Annotated in this window: 19 protein-coding genes; 13 read left to right on the top strand and 6 right to left on the bottom strand. The window is 46.0% G+C overall.

What is annotated here, in order from left to right; all coding sequences use genetic code 11:
- Positions 1-78: 78 nt before the first annotated feature.
- The gene (gene bioA, locus K1Y79_RS04640) at positions 79-1,329 is read right to left on the bottom strand and encodes an adenosylmethionine--8-amino-7-oxononanoate transaminase (protein ID WP_220248828.1); all 1,251 of its coding nucleotides are present in this window, start codon (positions 1,327-1,329) and stop codon (positions 79-81) included.
- Positions 1,330-1,361: 32 nt separating this feature from the next.
- Positions 1,362-1,742 carry a VOC family protein gene (locus K1Y79_RS04635; RefSeq protein ID WP_220248827.1) on the bottom strand — a complete coding sequence of 127 codons (381 nt, stop codon included), beginning with the start codon at positions 1,740-1,742 and terminating at the stop codon, positions 1,362-1,364.
- A gap of 191 nt (positions 1,743-1,933) precedes the next feature.
- Here K1Y79_RS04635 and K1Y79_RS04630 point away from each other — a divergent pair, with 191 nt between their 5' ends.
- Positions 1,934-2,941 carry an RNA ligase (ATP) gene (locus tag K1Y79_RS04630; RefSeq protein WP_220248826.1) on the top strand — a complete coding sequence of 336 codons (1,008 nt, stop codon included), beginning with the start codon at positions 1,934-1,936 and terminating at the stop codon, positions 2,939-2,941.
- A 42-nt stretch (positions 2,942-2,983) separates the two neighbouring features.
- Here the strand turns inward: K1Y79_RS04630 and K1Y79_RS04625 are convergent, their stop codons facing one another.
- Positions 2,984-3,715: a GntR family transcriptional regulator gene (locus K1Y79_RS04625; protein ID WP_220248825.1), complete on the bottom strand. Its 732-nt coding sequence runs from the start codon at positions 3,713-3,715 to the stop codon at positions 2,984-2,986.
- A 170-nt stretch (positions 3,716-3,885) separates the two neighbouring features.
- Between K1Y79_RS04625 and K1Y79_RS04620 the strand changes: the two genes are divergently transcribed.
- Genes K1Y79_RS04620 through K1Y79_RS04605 form a run of 4 tightly spaced genes read left to right on the top strand, consistent with a single transcriptional unit; the run spans position 3,886 to position 10,803 of the window.
- Positions 3,886-6,798 (top strand): glycoside hydrolase family 38 N-terminal domain-containing protein, encoded by a 2,913-nt coding sequence (locus K1Y79_RS04620; RefSeq protein ID WP_220248824.1) that lies wholly within the window; start codon positions 3,886-3,888, stop codon positions 6,796-6,798.
- 17 nt (positions 6,799-6,815) lie between these two features.
- A complete protein-coding gene (locus tag K1Y79_RS04615; protein ID WP_220248823.1) occupies positions 6,816-8,660 on the top strand; it encodes a class I mannose-6-phosphate isomerase in 1,845 nt (614 codons plus the stop codon).
- Positions 8,657-9,970, top strand: a complete 1,314-nt coding sequence (locus K1Y79_RS04610; RefSeq protein WP_220248822.1) for an MFS transporter — start codon at positions 8,657-8,659, stop codon at positions 9,968-9,970. Before K1Y79_RS04615 ends, K1Y79_RS04610 begins: the two co-directional genes overlap by 4 nt.
- Positions 9,970-10,803: an ROK family protein gene (locus K1Y79_RS04605; protein WP_220248821.1), complete on the top strand. Its 834-nt coding sequence runs from the start codon at positions 9,970-9,972 to the stop codon at positions 10,801-10,803. Before K1Y79_RS04610 ends, K1Y79_RS04605 begins: the two co-directional genes overlap by 1 nt.
- Before the next feature lie 101 nt (positions 10,804-10,904).
- On the opposite strand, the gene K1Y79_RS04600 is transcribed toward K1Y79_RS04605, so the two are convergent.
- The gene (locus tag K1Y79_RS04600) at positions 10,905-11,483 is read right to left on the bottom strand and encodes a dihydrofolate reductase family protein (RefSeq protein WP_220248820.1); all 579 of its coding nucleotides are present in this window, start codon (positions 11,481-11,483) and stop codon (positions 10,905-10,907) included.
- Between the two features lie 137 nt (positions 11,484-11,620).
- On the opposite strand from K1Y79_RS04600, the gene K1Y79_RS04595 reads away from it, so the two are divergent.
- Positions 11,621-12,601 (top strand): GlxA family transcriptional regulator, encoded by a 981-nt coding sequence (locus K1Y79_RS04595; RefSeq protein ID WP_220248819.1) that lies wholly within the window; start codon positions 11,621-11,623, stop codon positions 12,599-12,601.
- A gap of 1 nt (position 12,602) precedes the next feature.
- On the opposite strand, the gene poxB is transcribed toward K1Y79_RS04595, so the two are convergent.
- The gene (poxB, locus tag K1Y79_RS04590) at positions 12,603-14,327 is read right to left on the bottom strand and encodes a ubiquinone-dependent pyruvate dehydrogenase (protein ID WP_220248818.1); all 1,725 of its coding nucleotides are present in this window, start codon (positions 14,325-14,327) and stop codon (positions 12,603-12,605) included.
- A 236-nt stretch (positions 14,328-14,563) separates the two neighbouring features.
- Between poxB and K1Y79_RS04585 the strand changes: the two genes are divergently transcribed.
- The 5 genes from K1Y79_RS04585 to K1Y79_RS04565 all read left to right on the top strand — a co-directional run bounded on the left by K1Y79_RS04585 (position 14,564) and on the right by K1Y79_RS04565 (position 18,806).
- Positions 14,564-14,791: a hypothetical protein gene (locus tag K1Y79_RS04585; RefSeq protein ID WP_220248817.1), complete on the top strand. Its 228-nt coding sequence runs from the start codon at positions 14,564-14,566 to the stop codon at positions 14,789-14,791.
- A 661-nt stretch (positions 14,792-15,452) separates the two neighbouring features.
- On the top strand, positions 15,453-16,115 hold the full coding sequence (locus K1Y79_RS04580) for a DUF4272 domain-containing protein (protein WP_220248816.1): 663 nt from the start codon (positions 15,453-15,455) through the stop codon (positions 16,113-16,115).
- Between the two features lie 163 nt (positions 16,116-16,278).
- Positions 16,279-16,566 carry an ArsR/SmtB family transcription factor gene (locus K1Y79_RS04575; RefSeq protein WP_220248815.1) on the top strand — a complete coding sequence of 96 codons (288 nt, stop codon included), beginning with the start codon at positions 16,279-16,281 and terminating at the stop codon, positions 16,564-16,566.
- 47 nt (positions 16,567-16,613) lie between these two features.
- Positions 16,614-17,300 carry a GNAT family N-acetyltransferase gene (locus tag K1Y79_RS04570; protein ID WP_220248814.1) on the top strand — a complete coding sequence of 229 codons (687 nt, stop codon included), beginning with the start codon at positions 16,614-16,616 and terminating at the stop codon, positions 17,298-17,300.
- A 117-nt stretch (positions 17,301-17,417) separates the two neighbouring features.
- Positions 17,418-18,806 carry a Fic family protein gene (locus K1Y79_RS04565; RefSeq protein ID WP_220248813.1) on the top strand — a complete coding sequence of 463 codons (1,389 nt, stop codon included), beginning with the start codon at positions 17,418-17,420 and terminating at the stop codon, positions 18,804-18,806.
- A 14-nt stretch (positions 18,807-18,820) separates the two neighbouring features.
- Here the strand turns inward: K1Y79_RS04565 and K1Y79_RS04560 are convergent, their stop codons facing one another.
- On the bottom strand, positions 18,821-20,146 hold the full coding sequence (locus K1Y79_RS04560) for an APC family permease (RefSeq protein ID WP_220248812.1): 1,326 nt from the start codon (positions 20,144-20,146) through the stop codon (positions 18,821-18,823).
- A 237-nt stretch (positions 20,147-20,383) separates the two neighbouring features.
- Here K1Y79_RS04560 and K1Y79_RS04555 point away from each other — a divergent pair, with 237 nt between their 5' ends.
- Together K1Y79_RS04555 and K1Y79_RS04550 are read left to right on the top strand one after the other, a co-directional pair.
- Positions 20,384-20,986 (top strand): RNA polymerase sigma factor, encoded by a 603-nt coding sequence (locus tag K1Y79_RS04555; protein WP_220248811.1) that lies wholly within the window; start codon positions 20,384-20,386, stop codon positions 20,984-20,986.
- Positions 20,987-21,149: 163 nt separating this feature from the next.
- Positions 21,150-22,109 carry a FecR family protein gene (locus K1Y79_RS04550; RefSeq protein WP_220248810.1) on the top strand — a complete coding sequence of 320 codons (960 nt, stop codon included), beginning with the start codon at positions 21,150-21,152 and terminating at the stop codon, positions 22,107-22,109.
- Positions 22,110-22,155: the final 46 nt, after the last annotated feature.

The following is a 22,155-nucleotide window of genomic DNA, read 5'->3' as shown; positions in this document are numbered from 1 at the left end:
TGTTTCATGACAACAATAATGCCAGATACAAAAAGGCTGATCGCATGATCAGCCTTTTTGTAGTATCTTATCAGCCTGTTACTTTATCTGTCCGATCCATTCTTTCATTACGTTGATAATAGTCAGTAAATCCTGCTCACTGATAACGTAAGGAGGCATGAGATAGAGCACATTTCCTATAGGTCGCAGCCATACGCCTCGTTGTTGAGAGAATGCTTTGAACCCGTTGAGACATGCTGCATCCCGCAATTCTATAGCGCCTATTGCTCCAATGGTCCTTTTTTGTACTATAGCAGGAGAGCTGATATTGTCTAAAGCTTCGCGGATGATGCTTTGGATATGAGCTATGCGCTGCAGGTAATCCGATGATTCAATCAGAGATATGCTCTGTAATGCAACAGTACAAGCCAAGGGGTTGGCCATAAAGGTTGGACCGTGCATCAATGCTTTTTCATAATTCTCTCCCAGGAAGCTATTGAAAACGCTGGTTGTTGCCAATGTAGCGGCATGTCCCATATAGCCTGCTGTCAATGCTTTACCAATTATCATTATGTCAGGTGTAACGCCTGCATGCTCTGCTGCAAACATCTTCCCTGTGCGGCCAAAGCCTGTAGCTACTTCATCAAACACAAACAGTACGTTATACTTTGTGCATAATTCCCTTGCAATCTGCAGGTATCGCGGTGAATAAATGTTAAACCCACCTGCACACTGCACCACAGGCTCCACAATGAATGCTGCAATATGCCGATGCTCGGCGTGTAACAGCTGTTCCAGTTCATCTGCCGCTGCCTGTACGGTGGCTGTATCCGCATCGAAGCCCCCTGCAGGTATATCCAGAACAAAGCCTCTCGACAATACGTCCGCAAACGCACGGGTGAAGTCTGAATCATCACTTACCTCCATAGCTTTGAAGGTATCTCCATGGTAGCCATTGCGTAATGAGATGATCTTATTCTTACCCTGATAGCCCAGATTCTTCCAGTATTGGATACTCATTTTCAATGCTACTTCCACACCTATTGAGCCACTGTCAGAAAAGAACACATGCGCTAATCCGGGAGGTGTAATCTGTACCAACTTCGCTGCCAGGTCGAGGGCCGGACCGTGCGTCATACCTCCCAGCATCACATGCGCAAATTTGTTGACCTGTGTTATCAGTGCGGCGTTTAATACAGGATGATTATATCCATGAATCACTGCCCACCAGGAAGATATTCCGTCTATCAGGGAACGTCCATCCTCAAGGTGCATCATCACACCTTCTCCTGCTATCATCTTTGGCAACTCTTCCAATTGCTTCATCTGTGTATATGGATACCACAACATAACTGTAAAATTGCCGCAAAGATAGGTATCTGTTATGCTTTTTCCCTTTGCAGAATGGAGATGATATTGCCGGATGGATCTTTAAACCATGCGATGAATGGTTCTCCGGTGCGGCATATGCCTTTTTCATCTGTTTTAATAGGAGCCTCATACTGTAGAAAATGAACGCCCCGTGCGGAAAGCCCGTCTACTGCTTCGTCAATATTTTTCACAGGAAAGTTTAATATAGTGTAAGTAGCAGGCGTGTGATTATCCTTCGGATATATCAGAATATGTCCGCCACCATTGATGTTCAACTGTAACATACCGTCCATTTCTTCCACATCCAATCCCAATGTCTCTGCGTAAAAAGTCTTTGCCTTTGCAATGTCATTAACTGAAAAACTGCTAAATGCTTTTGTATGCCTGAACATAATGTATTGTTTTTTAGAAAGCAGAATCAATAAGCGGGCCGATTAGTACTATATATCCGGTAAATAAATAGTGAATATTCCACAATTGTAGGAAAGTTTGTATATTTGCGCCCTCATCTCTATACCTGGCAAAGGATGAATTAAACAGTATTTTGTAACCCTAAACACTTCACAATTTCAGAAGTACTACAATGGAAAGGAAATTAGTGTCTCCTGTTGTAATAGATGATGTACAACCTATTGAGGGGGCAGATCTTATTGAGGTTGCTACCGTAAAAGGATGGAAGCTCGTTACTAAAAAAGGAGAATTTAAGACAGGCGATCACGCGGTATACTGCGAGATTGACTCATTTCTGCCTGTTAAAGAGGAATTTGAGTTTCTCAGAAAAAGCTCTTACCGCAAGATGGGAGAGCAGGAAGGCTTCAGACTGAAGACCATGAAAATGAGAGGGCAGATCTCACAAGGATTGCTATTGCCCATAGGCCTGTTGGATGGTTACACCTACCAGCTGGGGGAAGATGTCTCCGCACGTCTGGGAGTGATTAAATATGAACCACCAATACCTGCAGCTTTGGGTGGTATTGCCAAAGGACTGTTCCCTTCATTTATGCCAAAAACGGATGAAGAAAGGATACAGAACCTGAGTGCTGACTACGAGCAATTCAGACATCATACCTTTTACGTAACAGAAAAGCTGGACGGATCTTCTGTCACTTTCTACTTTAATGAAGGGAATTTCGGGGTATGCTCCCGTAACCTGGATCTGGAAGAATCTGCCGAAAACAGCTTCTGGAAAGTAGCAATAAAAGAGCAGATTGCTGAGAAGCTGGCTGCTACAGGTAAGAATTTAGCTATACAGGGCGAATTGATCGGAGAAGGTGTGCAAGGGAATCCTTACGGTTTACGCGGACAAACGGTTAAGTTCTTCAACGCATATGATATTGATGAACGTATGTACTTTGGTCTCAATGAATTTAAAGCGATGATTGCCTCTCTAGGCTTACAGACCGTACCGATCCTGGACCTGAATTATACATTACCGGCCTCACTGGATGAACTACTGACTATCGCAGATGGTGCGTCGGTATTAAGCCCGCAAGGCAAGTCGGTGGAAAGGGAAGGACTTGTTATCCGTTCTACTGACAGAAAGATTTCCTTCAAGGTAATTTCAAACAAATTCCTGCTGAACGAAAGATAAAATGAAAGGGCGTCTCACCAGAGATGCCCTTTTAGTATCTGACTATCTTCTGCTCTCAACTGTATAAATAAAGCTGTCCGATTTATAATACCCAAGATTCAATTCAATCGGATGATCTTCCTGGTTATATACAAAGCGCTTCCTGAACAATACAGGACTACCCGCATCTATTTCCAGTTTACCGGCTATAAAGCTGTCTGCCGCCCTGGCACTGATCTCCTCTTTGGATAAGGAGGCAATGACATGATAGTCCTTCTCCAGTATCTCATACAAAGGCCGCTTAAAGTCCTCCTCTCCATTCAGCCCGATGTTTGGATGGAAGTAAGAAACAAAGTACACAAACGGACCTTCCGGCTGCCCCCTTAGTCTTTCGAGCTTCAGTATCTTCTGTTCCGGTTTGATATCAAAGAAATGTATCAGTTCTTCATGTGGCTTTACCCAGCTAATGTGCAGTTCAAAGTTCCGGATGGGAATACCTCGTGCTGCCATTTCCTGAGAGAAGCTTTTCCAGTTCATCGATTTGGAACTGACTGTTTTCTCAGAGACCTTGGTGCCTATTCCTTTCTTACGAACTAGTAATCCCTCATACACCAGTTTATTCAACGCCTGGCGCAAGGTAGTACGGGATATCTGCAGCTGTTTGGACAACTCAACCTCATTCGGCAGGAACTTCCCGCTGCGAAACAGCGGGTCTTCAATCATTTTCCTCAATAATTCTTCCGCCTGTATATGGAGCGGCACGCTGCTGTTATGGTCGATAGAAAGATGCATCATACTGGCCTAAAATATCAAAAGTAAGAGAACATGCGCATAAAAATGGCAAAATAAATTTGCTTTCTATGAACAATGTTTTATATGTTTGTACATAGTATAGGGTTTGTAAACGGCTTATTTACAGGTATACAGCGCCTGATTCCATCGTTAAGAACTAATATTAATAGTATATGTATATACATATAATCAATAGGTTAAGACTGTCAGCCGCAGGCAAATACTACCTGTTGCTATTAACCTGTCTTGCCTTCCATGCTGCTTTCGCCCAGTCTCAGCCTACTGCATTTACCTCAATTGAACTTACGCCTACCGTCGCATATCTCCGGTATAACGGCCAGTCTGCCCGGATGGTAAGGCTTGTCTTCCATGGTGGGAAAAGCTATGCCCAGGCAATGGTGTATATGCAGTTCAACGGACTGTACGACAGTATCCCTCTTAGTGCGACGGATCAGGGTATCCAGGTATTTGAACTACCACTCCCTGGTCCGGCGGTACAACGCGAAACGCAGTTGTCTGTCAGGCTCACAACTGGTGGAAAAGCATATACTGCCCGCTGTATGGTCGCCCCTGCTCCCGAATGGAAGGTATACCTGTTGCCGCATTCGCATGTCGATATAGGATATACCAATGTGCAGGAAAAGGTCATGCGCCTGCATATGAACAATATAGATGAAGCCATCAAAATTGCACAACGTACGAAAGACTATCCGCCGGATGCCCGTTATAAATGGAATACCGAAGCTTTCTGGGTGGTAGACCATTATCTCGCTGCTGCTGACGAAGACAAAAAGAAGGCTTTCTGGGAAGCGGTAAAGAAAGGATGGATCAATATAGACGGCGCTTACGCTAATATCAATACCAGTATTACTGACTCACGTCAGTTGATGCAAATGTTTCATACTGCTGTTAAAACTGCCCGTCAACAAGGTATAAACATTACTACTATGTTCCAGGGTGATGTACCTGGTGCTTCCTGGGGACTAGCCAGTCAGGCTGATATCACTGGTATCCGCTACTTCTGGGGTGCGCCCAATGCAGACGACCGTATCGGTTTATCTCCTGCCTGGAGAGACCGCCCCTTCTACTGGCAGTCTCCTGGTAAGCAGCAGCTGCTGTACTGGCAAAGTGAACCCTATTCCATCGGTTACAGACTTAAAGGCAGCAAAATACCTAACTTCTTTACTGTAGAAGACCCTACGCCCTATTATACCGGGCACCCCTCTGATAACTTCCTCAACCCTTACCTGTTTGACTACCTGGCTGCCCTCGACAGGAAGAAATTTCCATATAATATGACTATCATGACATGGGCCATGAGTGATAATGCGCCTATTGATCCTGAACTGCCTGACGCCGTTAAGGCCTGGAATGAAAGATATACTTCGCCACGCCTTATTATCACTTCTGTAAAACAATTCTTTACAGACTTTGAAGCGGCATACGCTGATAAAATACCTGTGGTAGCCGGAGATTATACCGAATACTGGACAGATGGTATTGCTTCTGCTGCCAGGGAAACCGGCTATAACCGTATTGCTTCTGAGACTTTACAACAGGCTGACGCTATATGGGCGCTTCGCAATAAACCCGCGTACCCGGCTACTACAATAGACACCGCCTGGAATAACATCCTGCTGTTTAACGAGCATACCTGGGGCGCGCATAACAGCATCTCCCATCCTGACGATCCGAAGGCTATCTCACAATGGAACTATAAACAGTCTTTCGCACGCAAAGGCCGTGAACAGTCTGCTGCACTGCTTACGGCTGCTACCGGCGGACAATCAGTTGCTGACGCAGTAGATATATATAACACAATTGCTGATATGCGTACCGCCCTTGCTATTATACCGGCTGATCAAAGTAAGGCAGGCGACCTTGTAAGAGACAGCCAGGGACGTAAGATACCTTCACAGCGACTCAGTACCGGCGAACTAGCCGTGCTTGTGCAGCACATTGCTCCTTACTCCAAACAGCGCTATACTATACACGCGGGAAAAGCCTATGCTCCTGTGAAATCCAGGGTAGCAGGCTATACCCTGCAGAATGATCTGTATAAAGTTTCACTGGATGAACGAACTGGTAATATCTCTCTACTGGAACGTTCCGGTGTTGCTTATAACCTGGCAGATTCCGCAGGACTTAACCGCTATTCCTACCTGCCCGGAGATTCGTTGGAGAAGGTACAATACGCCTCACCAGTTAAGATCCGTATCAAGGAAAACGGGCCGCTTGTAGTAAGTGCTGTTGTTGATGCAACTGCTCCCGGCGCTCACTCCCTGACCAGTGAGGTCAGGCTGACTGCTGGTGTTGACCGCGTCGAGATTATCAATACGCTTGATAAAAAACTGGTTACTGCCAAGGAAGGCGTACACTTCGCCTTCCCGTTTAATATAGCAGGCGCTCAGATAAGATACAGCATACCCTGGGGTAGTGTAAATGCAGAAGCGGATCAGCTGCAATATGCTAATAGAAACTGGTATGCTGCACAACGTTGGGTGGATGTATCTAATCAACACTATGGTGTTACCTGGTCAACGCCTGACGCGCCCTTATTTGAAATAGGTACGCAAACATCTGCCGGTATGGTAGGCGGTCTGCACAATCCTGCGCAGTGGATCAGTTTTACTGAACAACGCCCTGCTATCTTCTCCTGGGTAATGAACAACCTATGGCATACCAACTTCCGCCATGCACAGGAAGGCGTAACTACTTTCCGTTACTACCTTACTGTGCATCATGGATATGATGCATTTACTGCTAACCAGACAGGTCTTGCCAATCACCGGCCCTTAATAACAGCTGCGGCCACCGGCCCCGTTAAGGAAGCGCTGCCTTTCTCTATACAGTCTGACGCGGTATATGTAGAGAGCATTAAACCTGCTGCAAATGGTAATGGTGTAATAGTATGGGTGGTGAATACCTCTACGGAAGATGCTGCCATTACTCTTAAGTCAAAAAATACTACACAAAAACTTTATATCACCGGAACTAATATACTGGAAGATGCAGGAGAGACGCTCAGTAACACCGTCGTCCTTCCTGGAAAAGGTATACGCATGTTGCGGGTGGAAAACAAATAAAAACAATCAGATTGGATATGCTGAACTCAGAGAAAAACATGCCTGCTGCCGATATCGATAAACAGACAAATGCCAACTGGCGTAAATCAGGCCAACCTTTGCTGCCCATATTGCAACAGCCTGCCCATGAAGGGTATAATATCTATCCCGCACATGCACTGGGTAGTAATAAGATCTTTAAAGGATATGACTCACTTGCTGCCTGGATCGCTACGCAGCAAGTGGTACTCATTGATGGCTATACCGGTATCTTCTGGGATAACATTCAATCATCCCTGGACACCATACTTGCTGAAAAGGGGCTGCGCGTAAAGTGGCATACTACTGCGTCTGCTATGAAAGAAGAAGCTGACATTCAGCAACTGGTTGCACCCTTTATAGGCGATGCTGACGGGGTATGGGGTACCCGTACCTCCCTGGTATTAACTGACTTCTTCGATTTTAAGAAACTGTCTGCTATACAGCCTGATCCTGCATATGACCTGAATATCATCATCGGTACCGGCGCTGCTCTTACCGCTACTGGTAGTCCGGTGATATACATGGATATTCCCAAGAATGAATTGCAGTACCGTATGCGTGCGGGTACAGCGCTGAATCTGGGTAGCCGGCAGTCAGAGAAGCAGACAGAAATGTACAAGCGGGCCTACTTTGTAGACTGGGTGGTATTGAATGACTATAAGCAGGCTATCGCACCACGTATTGCTGTATTTGCAGATACGCAATGGGGCGATACGCTTACCTGGATATCTGCCGGCAATCTCATTGCTGGTATTACTCAGCTTTCCCGGGACACTTTCCGTGTACGTCCCTGGTTTGAACCTGGTGCATGGGGTGGTCAATGGATGAAAAATCATATTCCTGCATTGCCACAGGAAGAAGTCAATCTGGCCTGGTCCTTTGAAATGATTGTACCTGAAAATGGTGTAATATTTGAAAGCGATACTTACCTGTTCGAGATTCCCTTTGAGTGGATGATGTACTTCCGGCATCAGTATATACTGGGAAAACATGCAGATATCTTCCGGTATGAGTTTCCTATCCGTTTTGACTTCCTGGATACTTTCGACGGTGGTAATCTCTCTATCCAATGTCATCCTTCGTTACAATATATCAGGCAGCAGTTTGGCGAGACCTTTACGCAGGATGAAACTTATTATATCCTCGATTGCAAGGAGGGGGCCGGCGTCTATCTCGGGTTTACGGAAGATATAGATCCTGCTGCATTCAGACAGGTACTGGAGGATAGTCAGCAGTCCGGTCAGCCGGTGAATATCACGGACTATGTACAATATCATCCTGCTAAGAAGCATGACCTGTTCCTGATACCTAATGGTACTGTACACAGCGCCGGAGCAGATAACCTGGTACTGGAGATCAGCGCCACTCCTTATATCTTTACCTTCAAGATGTATGACTGGGTAAGACCGGGTCTGGATGGTAAGCCAAGGCCGATAAATATTGACCATGCTTTCCGTAATCTCGACTTCACCAGAAAAGGGGAACTGGTCAAAGACACACTGATATCTTCTCCTGTACAGATACAACAAGGCCATGACTGGCAGTTGTGGCAGCTGCCTGTTCACGAGCAGCACTTTTATGAAATACAGCGTATAGAAATAGAAACGCTTGTATCTTTTGATACCCATGAACGCTGTATTATACTCATGCTGGTACAGGGTACTGCTATAGCTGTAAAAACAGACAATGGCGAGGAGACAGTATATCAATATGCAGAGACATTTGTCATTCCTGCTGCCGCCTCACAATATACACTTATTAACAAAGGTCCGGGAAAGGCAAAGGTAGTCCAGTCATTCCTGAAACACGATCATCCGGTATTCAGCACCATCAGTTTATGAAAAAACAATCCACGTTACTTTTAATGACCACTATTGTGGCTTCCCTGGGAGGGTTTCTCTTCGGATTTGATATGGCCGTTGTTTCGGGCATACTACCTTTTGTACGCGACCAGTTTGCCCTATCGGCTTTCGGGGAAGGCTGGTTCGTATCTTCCGCACTTGCCGGTTGTATTGTCGGTGTACTGTTTTCCGGCCATCTCAGCGACCGCTTAGGAAGAAAGAAACTGCTGTACCTTGCTGCATTGCTCTTCCTGCTTGCTGCGCTAGGCTGTGCTTTCTTCTCAGGTCTTACCCTCATTATTGCTGCCCGTATAGGAGGGGGCATCGCAGTGGGTATTGCCTCCAGTATCGTTCCGTTATACCTTTCTGAGATTGCACCCGATGATAAGCGTGGGAGATTGGTTACCTATTATCAACTGGCAGTAACTATTGGTATTCTGGTTGCCTATTGCAGCAATGCAAAACTGCTGGCTTATGCAGAAGCGCACCGATCCCTGCCGGGTAGTGGCATCCTGCGTTTCCTGTTTGTAGACGAAGTATGGCGGGGGATGTTTGGTATTGGTATGTTGCCTGCTGCATTATTCCTGACAGGCCTGGTATGGGTACCTGAAAGTCCACGGTGGTTGAAACAGAAAGACCAGCCCTTGCAAAGGGAAGGGTACAGTGCGCTTTTTGTACCGGCAATGCGCCGGCCGCTGCTCATTGGTATACTGCTACCTTTCTTCTCGCAATTCAGCGGTATTAATGCAATTATTTACTACGGTCCTTCTATCCTCAATAATGCAGGTATTACATTAAGCAACTCGCTTATCAGTCAGATCATCTTTGGCGCTGCGAATGTCTTCTTCACCATCTTCGCTATCTGGAAAGTAGACAGCCTTGGCAGAAGGCCCTTATATTTATGGGGTACGGCCGGTGCTACAATAAGCCTTATTCTTACCGGCGCATGCTTTTACTACCAGGTTACAACGGGTATTCCACTACTGTTGTCCGTACTGGCATTTCTGGCGTTTTTCGCTTTCTCTATAGGACCGTTGAAATTCGTTATTGCAGCAGAAATATTTCCTGATAATATCCGTGCCAGGGCATTATCCCTGAGTATTATGGTGATGTGGGTATCTGATACGATTGTCGGACAACTTACGCCTGTCCTTTTAAGGCACCTTGGTACTGCGCAAACGTTCTGGTTCTTTGCTGCATTTTGCCTGGGCGCATTTATTGCAGTATACAGGTTGCTGCCAGAAACCAAAGGCCAATCATTTGAACAGATACAACAATACTGGAAGCATACAACTAAACAAGCAGTATAATGGGAGATATAATATTAGGTGTCGATATTGGTGGTTCGCACATTACAACTGCCCTGGTAGATGTACAGCAAAGGGCATTGGTGCCCGGCTCATTGCAACGTATACATGTAGATGCGCAAGCTGATGCTGCTGATATTCTTGATAGCTGGACGGCTGTTATGCAGCAAACGGTGGGTAATGCCGGTAACATACAGCACATCGGTATTGCTATGCCAGGGCCGTTTGACTACGAAAGTGGCATCAGCCTGATCAGAGGCCTGCATAAATATGAATCTTTGTACGGCCTGAATGTAAAAGAGCTACTGGCTGACAGACTACACCTGCCGCCATCAGCTATCACTTTTGCCAATGATGCTGCCTGCTTCCTGCAAGGAGAACTGTTTGCAGGTGTGGCCAGAGGAGAGCAGCATGCACTTGGACTTACGCTAGGTACAGGCTTTGGCTCTGCAATAGCCAGAGATGGAGTAGTGCAGGAAGGCGACTTCTGGAAAGCACCATTCCTCGATACTATAGCAGAAGAATACATTTCTACGCGCTGGTTCCTCCGCAGGTATGAGGCGCTTACCGGACAAAAGATCGCTTCTGTGAAAACACTAGCTGCTCTTGTGCCTACATCTGCCGATGCCCGCAGTGTCTTTGAAGAATTTGGCGGGCATCTCTCCACGTTCTTAAGTCAGCAGGCTGACCTGCCAAAGCTGGTAGTGCTGGGGGGAAATATCAGTCAGTCTTATGGGTTATTCCAGCATACCTTGCAGCAGCACCTGCCTGATACCAGGTTTGTAGTATCTCAGCTAGGTGAAGATGCTATACTAATAGGTGCCTGCACATACTGATGGATGACTGGCGAGCTGTTATCTGCGCATCTGCACATAACCTGCCTCTACTGTGTACAATATGTGTCTATGATGCTGGGACCGATTTAGTGTTCACCGTCTCAAACGGTTCCTTCATCGTTCATGATCTTATAATAAAGCAGTACAACACCACTCCTGAAAGTGCGTGTTCTTACAAACTGCAACGCTATATGTTCTTCCATCTTCCGGAACATGGGTACACCCTGCTGAATAAATACGGGGTGTACCCATATCTGTAACTCATCTATCAGCCCCTGGCGTACAAAAGATTGTACAATACTACCACTGCCATAAATGATCATGTCTTTTCCCGGCAGCTGTTTCATATCAGCTACCTGCTCACTGATATTCCCTTTTAAGAGGCGACTGTTCTGCCAGGTAGTATTGTTCAATGTTTCTGAAAATACAATCTTGGTATGACTATTCATCATCTCTGCATACTCTTGCGCGACTCCTGTAAAGGTTTTAACAGGCCAGTAGCCAGCCATATGTTCGTAGCTGCGCCTGCCCAATAGTATCGTATCCATCTTGCCCAGCTGGTGACAGATATATATTGACATTTCCTCAGTCCATAAAGGGAAATGCCAGTCCAGTTCTCCGTTAAGACCTGCCATGAACCCGTCCAGCGTAACATTCATGGATACGATTATCTTTCTCATGCAGTAAACATTGCTCTGCCCAAAGGTACTGCCGGCCTACAGCTCTGAGCGGGCGTATTCCGGACTTGTGACAGGGTTGTTTCTGACATACATTTTTACTTACTTTTGTCGGGCAACCTGTTTAAATCACATCCCAGATGAAACACATTTCTATTCTCGTGCCGGATGAGGCTGTATTAGGTACTATCTCTGATACACGCTACATGTTTACCACGCTCAATGAGTTCCTGGAGTCAGATGGAAAGTCTCCCATGTTCAAAGTACAGCTGGTGGGACTAGGTGAAGAAGTAAAGTTTCACCAGGGCCTCTTTTCTATACATCCGGATGTACGCATCACAGATGTAAAGAAGACGGACCTGATTATCATACCTCCGCTTAGCGGAAACCTGAAAGCAACCCTTGAGCGTAACAAGGACTTTATTCCGTGGATCATAGATCATTACCAGGATGGAGCAGAAGTAGCCAGCCTGTGTATCGGTTCCTTCATGCTGGCAGCAACCGGACTACTCAACGGCCGTGAATGCTCCAGCCATTGGGCCTCTGCTGCCGAGTTCAGAGAGATGTTTCCGGAAGTAGAGCTTATTGACGGCAGAATTATTACAGAAGAACAGGGCCTGTACTCAAGCGGTGGCGCTACCTCTTACTGGAACCTGCTGCTGCACCTGGTAGAGAAACTGACAGACCGGGAACTGGCTATCAGAATAGCGAAACTGTTTGCGCTGGAGATAGACAGAAAGACCCAGTCGCCTTTTGTGATGTTTAACGGACAAAAGAAACATGAAGATGAACCTATCAAAAAGGCGCAGGAGTTCATTGAATGTAATCTGACTGAAAGGATCTCAGTAGATGATCTGGCATCCAGGTTTGCTATCGGAAGAAGGCACTTTGACCGGCGCTTTAAGAAGGCGACCAACAATACACCCGCTGAATATATTCAACGGGTGAAGATTGAGGCCGCAAAGAAGTGGCTGGAAAACAGCCATAAGAATGTGAACGAAGTCATGTACGAAGTAGGATATAATGACACCAAATCTTTCAGGACAGTGTTCAGGAAGATTACAGGATTGTCACCTATTGACTACAGGAACAAGTATAACAAAGAAGCCGTTGTAGCCTGATCTAATCCAGGAAGTTGGAGCTCAGGGTATCCCACACTTCTTTACCATTACCATTAAATACCTGTTTCAGGGAATATACGCCAAAGCCTTTGGCCTGCGAAAATTCAATCTTCGGAGGCATTACCAGTACTGATGGATTCACAACAGCATCAATCAATACCGGACCATCATGCTCAAAAGCTTTCTGTAAAGCAATACCTACATTTGACGGGTCTTCCACCCTGATACCTTTCATCCCGATAGCTTCGGCCATCCGGGCAAAGTCGGGGTTTTTCAGATCTGTACCATAAGGCGGCATACCGGCTACTTTCATTTCCATTGCTACAAAGCCCAGTGAACTGTTATTGAAGATGACAATTTTTACGGGCAGATTGTATTGTACAATGGTCAGAATATCCCCCATCAGCATAGAAAATCCTCCATCTCCTGACAGCGAGATGACCTGCCTTCCGGGATATGCCAGTTGTGCCCCGATGGCCTGCGGCATTGCACTGGCCATAGAGCCATGATTGAAAGAACCCAGCAGGCGTTGACCTTTCTTCATCTTCAGGTAACGCGCTGCCCATACGGTGGGCTCGCCTACATCCGCAGTATAAATAGCATCTTTATCCGCCAGTTCATTGATCATATGCGAGAGATATTCCGGATGTATCGGAGCAGCATCCGCCTTACCAAGTGCATGACTTTCCAGCGACTTCCTGCTGTCCTGGTAATGAGCAGTACATTTATCCAGGAATGACCGGTCAGTACGCTGGCGAAGTAAGGGCAGGAGGCAATGCAATGTTTCTTTCACATCTCCTACCAGTCCGAGGGCAATACTACACCGTTTCCCCAGGTGTCCGGCACGGATATCTACCTGTACTATCTTAGCTTTTGAAGGCAGCCAGTCTTTGTAGGGAAAGTCAGTGCCGAGCATAATCACCAGGTCACTTCTTTCCATAGCATGATAACCGGAAGAAAAGCCGATTAACCCTGTCATACCAACATCAAATGGGTTATCGTATTCAACATATTCTTTTCCGCGCAGGGCATGTACCATAGGAGAGAAGATCTTTTCTCCCAAAGCAATCAGTTCATCATGCGCATCTGCACATCCTTTACCACACAGGAGTGTAACTTTGTCTGCACTGTTCACCATGTCTGCCAGTTTATGCAACTCTGCGTCTGACGGGCGGATGGTAGGACGGCTTATCAGTAGGGAGTGTTCAAGTCCGTTGCTTTCTACTGTTTGTGTGGCCACATCTCCTGATAATGCGATCACGGCTACGCCACCTAAACCTACTGCATGCTGCATGGCAATTTGCAGTACCCGGGGCATTTGTCTGGCAGAAGCAATCGTCTCACAGTAATGACTGCATTCGCGGAACAAGGCTTCTGGTCTTGTTTCCTGGAAATACCCGGTGCCGATTTCCGTACTTGGAATCTGCGCAGCAATAGCCAATACGGGTGCCATGCTACGGTGAGCATCATATAACCCGTTGATCAGGTGCATATTACCAGGGCCACAGCTACCTGCGCATACGGCCAGTTTACCTGTCAGCTGTGCTTCTGCGCCTGCAGCAAATGCAGCGGCCTCTTCATGCCTGTAATGAATCCATTCTATGTCTTTGTGCTGGCGTATCTCATCAGTGATGCTGTTGAGTGAATCGCCTACCACGCCGTGTATTCTTCTTACACCGGCGGCTACCAGTTGTTCTACTATTTGTGCAGCAATCGTCTTGGGCATAAACAAGGTTTTAGTAGTTAAATTTACAGTGTATTATCCGTGCATTCATCGGCCTTGCCGCGCTGACAGTGATTCTGCCATGAAGAACGATAATCCGTACAAAAGCTATCAAAGAACATACCGCTATCCCCCCCGTGTATTTCCCAAACGTATTCATTACCAACGCTGTATTATGAACTGTCAATTCCGGCAGCAAGGGAGATAAGACCGACTTTGCCAATATTGTAGGCTTTGGTATGATAGAGACCCTCGGTATCGAGATGAAAGCGGGCAGAAGTTCCAACAGCAGCAAGCGTGCAGGTAGTGCTGAGATCATCTTCAATGAGGCAGCGATTAAAAGCATGGGGCTAACAGATCCGGTAGGAAAGGTGGTGAAGATGTTGGGGAAGGACAGGAAAATAGCTGGGATTTTCATTTACGGTGGTAATAGTCAGCTATCAGGCCGTGAAGACTGCGCTGGCTGACCCGGTTCGCAGTTTGAACATTGAGTAGCAGCCCTTTACAAATGATGTGTTGGGCATGCCGGGTATGCCAACCGGCCGGTGATAGTCTGGTTATTTTTCCCGGTTGATGCTGGGTTTGTCTTTTATACCATCCAGGCTTCAATGGGTCATTAACAGGTCACCAGAAGGGCACCTCAATATCCCCGGGATATTGAGGTGCCCTTCTGGTGACCTGTTGGTATAGGGATGATATGAAGCCCAGACCGAAACTGAACCGATAAAATTGTAATAACCAGTCTGAAAAATTGGGGGAGAAAGGGTATTTTCGGGAAAAGCAGGTAAACCGGATGGTTGTACCACCCGGTTTATTGCCTGTAATAATGTCTGTAAATGGAGATGTGATGGAGACTGTTACACGGAGATACTTTAAGAAATAGCTGGATAGGAGTACCCAGCCGTCATATCTCACGTTATGAAGAGACATGCTACAGCATGCCTTTCAGGGACGCAATATAGCGTCCAGTCTGATAAAATGCTATTAAGGACTTGTTAAAAATGTAACATTCCTCCGCTTACTGCGGAGAACGCTGTATTTTATAAAAGTCCAGATATCCGCATAAATTGTATATTTATGGCGTAATATCCTGTGAATAAATTATATAGTAGAAGCCTGAACACATAAATGGTAGCAACACGAATTACAAGAATCGAGGAAAGACTCGCACAACATGGAATCAATAATTATCAGATCGCTTATCCCGAATACCTGAGATTTGATCACCTGCAATTTGCGACTCCCAGGGAAGTAGGGTGCAGAGTTATGATCCTGCTTGCGATCGCCTACACTATACAGGACAGTTCCAAGAAATACGGTATTGTCAACTGGCTGAAAAACGAAAATATATGGGGGCATGTCAGCAGAAAGGAGGGTGATTACCTGTTAGGTAATATGATGGTTAATGATGATGCGTTTATGGAGTTATCCTGGCGTATTGAATCTGCCTATATGCTGGCCTGGACATTGGGATTGGTACAGGAAAGTCCTATGCCAGGGCATGAAGTAACGGAAGAACAGATCAGGGATCTCATCACCCATACGCCGGCACTGGGTGACCACCTGGAAGAGTTCCTGAGTAAGTTGCATTTCCGTAGTATGGAAGAGATATATGACGAGAATATATTTTACGAACTGACTACTGCCCACTATCGTGATGCACTTTTCAGAGGCGGAAAGAGTACGGCAGATATACACATACCGGCTTCATTCGAGCGTCACTTTGCACTGAACTGGTTACGCCGCTTTATGAACAAACATGACTGGGATGCGACAGATACTTCTACCTGATCTGTCGGCCAGATAGTATTCATTCCCCTTTTTATTGCAAATAAGTTAACTGCAGCTGCTATCCCTGGCTGCTGCTGGTTGCCTGCCTGTTCATCTGCGTTATTACTCAGCGGGTAATGAGAATTTTGTATACCGTCAGACAGGAATCGATAAATTTGCAATAATGAATAAGAACGCAGACACCAAACGAATTGAGCGCATTTCCAAGGCCCTGGGCGATCCTTACCGCATCAGGATCGTGGAGGCCATCCGGCAGGACGGCGAGTGGACGCAGTGTAATGTACTACTGGAGATGCTCGATCTCGCACAGTCCACTGTTTCCCATCATGTAAAGCAGCTGGTTGATGCAGATCTGCTCATTGCAGAGAAGGAAGGCCGGAACGCGAAATACAGGCTTAATAAGGAGGCATTCGCAGCATATATTGAATACCTGTCCGCTTTTGCAGGCTGAATTGTATGTAGTATATAAGCAGCAGGCCACCAGCCAATAACCACGTCATGAATGAAGTTTTCGATATGCTGGACAATCCCGTCTGGCATGCTTTACAAACTACCCACCAGGCTTTTGCGCAGGGCAATGCCCGGATTCAGCGCTATCCGGCAGGAACCCTGCAGTTCACCGGATGTGCAGATCCGCTTACTACTGATCTTAACCAGATATTACCCTGGACAGTTAAAAACGAACGATTAATACTGATAGGAGACTTACCGCAGCTGCCGCCTGAATGGTCGCTGGTACGCCAGCTGGATTGTATACAGATGGTCTGCCATCAGCCGGAGACAGTGCCTGTTACGGCAGCAATTACCAGGCTGACATCAGCTGATGTGCCGGATATGTTGTCATTGACCAGTTTAGTACAACCCGGATTTTTCTATAAAAATACTCCCTTACTTGGGACCTACTATGGTATCCGGCAGGAAGGCCAGCTGGTAGCGATGGCTGGCGAGCGTATCTGTATGACCGGATTGACAGAAGTGAGTGGCGTTTGCACGCACCCATCCTATACGGGAAGGGGATATGCGCAGCAGTTGGTGTCAAAGATTGTAAATGAGAATATGTCTCAGGGCCTTATACCTTACCTGCACTTCGTGCATACAAATGAACGGGCGGGAAAGATCTATGACCTGTTAGGGTTCCGGGAGAGGAGAGCGATTGTGTTCTGGGAGATTATAAGAGTAGGTTAGGCTTAGTAAGGTGTTATTTGTCGCAATACTCAGGAATGTCGATTTATTCGGCAGATTTGTCTAGTATTTCGACAAGAAAGGGTGGAAGGTTGTAGTTTTATGTCGTATAACACGGATATGAAAAATAATCGCGCCACCATTAATAGGGAAAAGACATGTATCAGAGCAGCGCTCGCTCCGTTTCATCATGGAGTAACGCTGGAAAAACTGATGGCAGTACTAGGGATGGACATCTCAGTCCGCACCCTTCAGAGGCGTTTAAACGAATTAAAAAAGGAAAATCTTGTCACTTCTTCCGGCCAGGCAAGAGCCACCATTTACCATTTGAATGAAGGTGTTGTTGATATGGTTAATGAGGATGTGGTAAAATATGGTCAGACCATTTTATTATCTAAAGAAGGAGTTGAGATTCAGGATATTATTACTCAGCCTTTATCAGCCCGTCAACCTGTTGGATACAACGCTGAATTTCTATCTGGTTATCAACCCAATATTAACAGCTATCTCACCCCGGAGGAAAAAGCCAGGCTGGCTGAGATGGGCAGGACGGCAAGAAGGAACCTGCCTGCCGGTACTTATGTAAGGGAAATTCTGGAGCGGCTGCTGATAGACTTGTCCTGGAACTCCAGTCGTCTGGAGGGTAATTCCTATAGTTTGCTGGATACACAGCAGCTGATAGCCATGGGAAAAATGGCTGATCATAAAACGATGGAAGAAGCACAGATGATTCTTAACCACAAAGAAGCCATTGAATTTCTTGCCCAGGAGGCAGAGGAGATAGGGTTGAACCGTTATACTATCACGAATCTGCATGCTTCCCTATCTTATGACCTTTTACCAGAACTTTCAGCATCCGGCAGGTTGCGTATATCAGCAGTAGGTATAAGTAGTTCCGTTTTCAAACCTCTGGCTATTCCACAACAGATTGAAGAAATGTTTACACTGATGCTGGAAAAAGCAGGCGCCATTGATGATCCTTATGAGCAGGCATTTTTCCTCATGGTTCAGCTACCATACCTGCAGCCGTTTGATGATGTAAATAAACGTGTATCACGTCTTGCTGCAAATATTCCATTGAACAAGTATAATCTGGCACCTTTGTCCTTCGTAGACGTTCCTCACGATTTGTATATCCAGGGGATATTGGGTGTGTATGAACTAAACAGGGTTGAGTTATTAAAAGATGTCTTTATATGGGCATATGAGCGTTCTTCACTCCGTTATGCAGCTTTAAGGCAAACAGTGAGAGAGCCGGATCCTTTCCGTGTAAAATACCGGCAGGAAATCAGCGGCCTGATTACAGAAATAGTAACCAATGGCCTGTCACCTGCCGAAGCAGTAAGATTAATTGCAGATAGGAGCAGGAAGCTGCCTGCTGCGGAGCAGGCCAGATTTATAGAAATGGTCGATACGGACCTTCTTTCTTTACATGAAGGGAACTTCGCAAGGTATAAGGTCAGGCCTTCACAGTTCAGCCATTGGATGGCTGTCTGGAAGACGGTATAGCGTTATTCCAATGATCAGAGCGTGTCTCCCTGTATCCTGGATTTGAGAAAATAGACAATAACACCAGCAGTGGTTACTGTGATGCCGGCCAGCATCATATGTACACCGGTGGAAACAAAGATGCATCCCCAGATAATGACAGCCAGAATCACTGGTAGCGGATACAGGGGCATACGCCATTTGAAGAAGTTACGACCATTACGTCTGCTTAATAATATGAGTCCGATAGCCTGTGCTATGAACTGTATCATGATACGCATCGCCAGGATAGCATTGATGACCTCCTGTATCTTAAACAGCAGACTGAATAGGAATGCGACACCTCCTAAGAACAGCAGGGAGATGTGTGGAAAGTTTTTGGTAGGATGCAGCCGTGCGAATACTTTGAAGAACGCACCGTCTCTGGCAGCCGCATAGGGAATACGGCTATAGCCCAGCGTCGCCGAGAATACCGAAGCAAAAGCTACCCAGAGTATCAGCATCGTTGCAACCTTGGCGGCCATACTGCCTGCCAGCACTTCTATAAATTCACTGACTACAAAGTTACTTTGTTCTATTCTGTCTTGTGGAAGTACAGAAGCGACGCTGATATTCATGCAGAGATACAGGATAGTGATGCCTGCAATGGAGATCAGCATGCTACGCGGGATGTTCTTTTCAGGACGGGTGATTTCACCACCGAGATGGCATACATTATAATATCCCAGGTAACTATATACGGTTTTTACGCTGGCGATGCCCAGTGCGGCGGCAAACGCCTGGTTAAGTTCCAGGCCGTCATTAATACGTGCAACCGGTTCAAGGAAGTGTCCATGTGCAATACCACCACCAATAATCCATGCCATGGTAACCAATACGCCCATCCATAATAGTACGCTGATGCGGCCTATGGTTTCGATATTACGGTATAATAGAAAAACAATCAGCAGTACCATACCACCGCTGACAGCCTTGGTACCCCAGAAGCCTAATGGAAATATATAACCTGCATAATGTGAAAACCCGATGGCCGCAGATGCTATTACCAGCGGGGCCTGTATCATGGTCTGCCATACGAAGAGGAAGCTCATTAACTTACCTGTACGTGGGCCGAAGCCTTCCTTGAGGAAGTTATAACTTCCACCCGCCATAGGGAAGGTAGCCCCCAGTTCACTCCATACCATAGCATCAATGAAGGATAATACAGCGCCCGCTATCCAGGCGTAGAGGAAGCCAGGTCCGTTCATAGTGGTGGCGACCAGGCTTAGTACAATGAATGGACCTATGCCCACCATGTCTGTCATGTTTATAGCTGTTGCCTGTAGTAGGCTGATGCGTCTCGATAGTTCTGGCTGCTTCATTTGTATAGTAAAAATAGATATTTTGTACGCTTGTGCCTTCATATTTATTGAAGAGTATCAATATTTACGATTGCTTGACATAGCGGCCGGCATTAACGGTACCGGGTAGCGGTACATGGCGGAGTAGGGGAAACAGTGTTAAATAGCGTAGGTGGGAGTGGGATAGGGGTACATGGTCAGTCAGTTAATAATTTATTAATGTACACCGAGCGGCCGGATGGCTAATTTTGCGGCCGCATGATGTTACGAGATAACGAAGATAACTTGTCATTGTTCGCTGCTGCCAGGGAAGGGGATACGGCTGCATTTAAGGTACTCTACCAGCGTTACTGGAAGAAACTGTATGTCAGTGCCTGTAAACGTGTGGATGCAGACAGTGCGAAAGATATAGTGCAGGAAGTGATGCTGACACTGTGGAGGAGAAAGAGTGAGATTACCGTTGATAGTGAAGAAGACCTTAGCCGTTATCTTCATTCTGCTTTAAGATACCGCGTGATCTCGTGGTATGCCTTTAGTAACACCACTGTACAGATACCCGAATGGTATGACCAGCCGGTACAATCTTCTTTTGAATCTTCCTTTGATCTCAGACAATTAAAAGACCTGATAGACGGAGAGGTAGACCGTATGCCCGATCGTATGCAGCAGATCTATCAGCTAAGCCGGGAAGAAGACCTTTCCGTAACTGATATTGCCACGCAACTCAATCTTTCTGAACAGACAGTTCGCAACCAGTTATCCCTTGCTATGAAAAGATTGCGCGAATTGTTACGTAACCATCATCAGAGTGACCTTGTAATCTGTGGGATGCTGATGATTGATGTGTATATCTCCCTGTAATAGTTTATAAGATGTTATTATTAGTAGTCATACCGGCAATGGTGTGACTACATTTCCTGTTATACCTGCCTTCTGCCTAGCTTACTCATTTTGTTAATATACAGTTAACATACCGGACCCGGTATGAAATCGCATTTCCCGGATGTAGTAGTATAAGAGTGATATGAAATACCTGAAAATAAAACGCTTGTTCAGGAAATATCTGGCTGATAAGGCAGATCATGATGAGCGGAGATTAATTGAACAATGGTATGACAAGCTTGGGCACCGGGCATCTGTGCAGTTGACAGCTGATGAAGAAAAGCAGCTGGAAGAGGAGATGTGGAACCGGCTGGAACCTATGCTGTCAGCGCCGAAACGCAGTATGCGCAGGCTGTATACCTATATAAGTGTAGCAGCTAGTGTTGCCATTATTGCGTTTGCAGGCGTCATTTACCAGAAGCGGTATAAGACAGTGGAATCAAAGGTGGCAGATGTGAGTGAGCTTTTCCAGGACTATTATACCCGCACAGGAGAAAGAAAGCAGTTACGGTTACCGGATGGAACGGTCATAGCGATGAACAGTGCTTCACATGTGCGTGTATATCTTGATTTCAGTGAAAGCAGACGTGTAGACCTGACAGACGGAGAAGCTTATTTTGATGTACACCATGATCCTGCACATCCCTTCATTATTCGTTCAGGGAAAGTGATTACACGTGTGCTGGGTACAGCATTTAATATCAGGGCATACAGGGAACTGAAGGAAATTTCTATTGCGGTTACTGCCGGTAAAGTACAGGTCTCAGATACCGTCCAGGCATTAGGTACACTAGAGCAACAGCAGCAACTGATATTTAATCAGCAACAGGCTACTTACAGGATCCAGCCGTTTAACGAGGACGTAGCAGGCTGGAAAAGTGGAAAACTGATCATCAAAAATGCCTCATTTGATGATATGGCCCTGCTGATGGAAAAGAATTACGGCATATCTATTTCAACATCCAGTGCAGAAGTGCGTAAGAAGAAGTTCACTGCAAGTCTTCCTTCTTCGCTGTCTGCCCCGGAAGCAACTGAAATCATTGCCTCTATTTTTCAACTAAAAATAAAGCGGGGGGAAAAGGCTATCGAATTATATCGCTAACATATCTGAAAACAAAGAAGGCTTTGCTGCAACAAAGCCTTCATAA

The sequence above is a fragment of the Chitinophaga rhizophila genome, from assembly GCF_019492185.1.
In the GTDB taxonomy this organism is placed as follows: Bacteria; Bacteroidota; Bacteroidia; order Chitinophagales; family Chitinophagaceae; genus Chitinophaga; species Chitinophaga rhizophila.
The sequence above is the reverse complement of the archived record's forward strand: the minus strand, read 5'-3'. Positions and strand labels throughout refer to the sequence as shown.

Excerpts from the sequence above, each read along its gene's own strand:
- bioA (WP_220248828.1), bottom strand. The coding sequence starts at position 1,329 with ATGTTGTGGTATCCATATACACAGATGAAGCAATTGGAAGAGTTGCCA.
- K1Y79_RS04635 (WP_220248827.1), bottom strand. The coding sequence starts at position 1,742 with ATGTTCAGGCATACAAAAGCATTTAGCAGTTTTTCAGTTAATGACATT.
- K1Y79_RS04630 (WP_220248826.1), top strand. The coding sequence starts at position 1,934 with ATGGAAAGGAAATTAGTGTCTCCTGTTGTAATAGATGATGTACAACCT.
- K1Y79_RS04625 (WP_220248825.1), bottom strand. The coding sequence starts at position 3,715 with ATGATGCATCTTTCTATCGACCATAACAGCAGCGTGCCGCTCCATATA.
- K1Y79_RS04620 (WP_220248824.1), top strand. The coding sequence starts at position 3,886 with ATGTATATACATATAATCAATAGGTTAAGACTGTCAGCCGCAGGCAAA.
- K1Y79_RS04615 (WP_220248823.1), top strand. The coding sequence starts at position 6,816 with ATGCTGAACTCAGAGAAAAACATGCCTGCTGCCGATATCGATAAACAG.
- K1Y79_RS04610 (WP_220248822.1), top strand. The coding sequence starts at position 8,657 with ATGAAAAAACAATCCACGTTACTTTTAATGACCACTATTGTGGCTTCC.
- K1Y79_RS04605 (WP_220248821.1), top strand. The coding sequence starts at position 9,970 with ATGGGAGATATAATATTAGGTGTCGATATTGGTGGTTCGCACATTACA.
- K1Y79_RS04600 (WP_220248820.1), bottom strand. The coding sequence starts at position 11,483 with ATGAGAAAGATAATCGTATCCATGAATGTTACGCTGGACGGGTTCATG.
- K1Y79_RS04595 (WP_220248819.1), top strand. The coding sequence starts at position 11,621 with ATGAAACACATTTCTATTCTCGTGCCGGATGAGGCTGTATTAGGTACT.
- poxB (WP_220248818.1), bottom strand. The coding sequence starts at position 14,327 with ATGCCCAAGACGATTGCTGCACAAATAGTAGAACAACTGGTAGCCGCC.
- K1Y79_RS04585 (WP_220248817.1), top strand. The coding sequence starts at position 14,564 with ATGATAGAGACCCTCGGTATCGAGATGAAAGCGGGCAGAAGTTCCAAC.
- K1Y79_RS04580 (WP_220248816.1), top strand. The coding sequence starts at position 15,453 with ATGGTAGCAACACGAATTACAAGAATCGAGGAAAGACTCGCACAACAT.
- K1Y79_RS04575 (WP_220248815.1), top strand. The coding sequence starts at position 16,279 with ATGAATAAGAACGCAGACACCAAACGAATTGAGCGCATTTCCAAGGCC.
- K1Y79_RS04570 (WP_220248814.1), top strand. The coding sequence starts at position 16,614 with ATGAATGAAGTTTTCGATATGCTGGACAATCCCGTCTGGCATGCTTTA.
- K1Y79_RS04565 (WP_220248813.1), top strand. The coding sequence starts at position 17,418 with ATGAAAAATAATCGCGCCACCATTAATAGGGAAAAGACATGTATCAGA.
- K1Y79_RS04560 (WP_220248812.1), bottom strand. The coding sequence starts at position 20,146 with ATGAAGCAGCCAGAACTATCGAGACGCATCAGCCTACTACAGGCAACA.
- K1Y79_RS04555 (WP_220248811.1), top strand. The coding sequence starts at position 20,384 with ATGATGTTACGAGATAACGAAGATAACTTGTCATTGTTCGCTGCTGCC.
- K1Y79_RS04550 (WP_220248810.1), top strand. The coding sequence starts at position 21,150 with ATGAAATACCTGAAAATAAAACGCTTGTTCAGGAAATATCTGGCTGAT.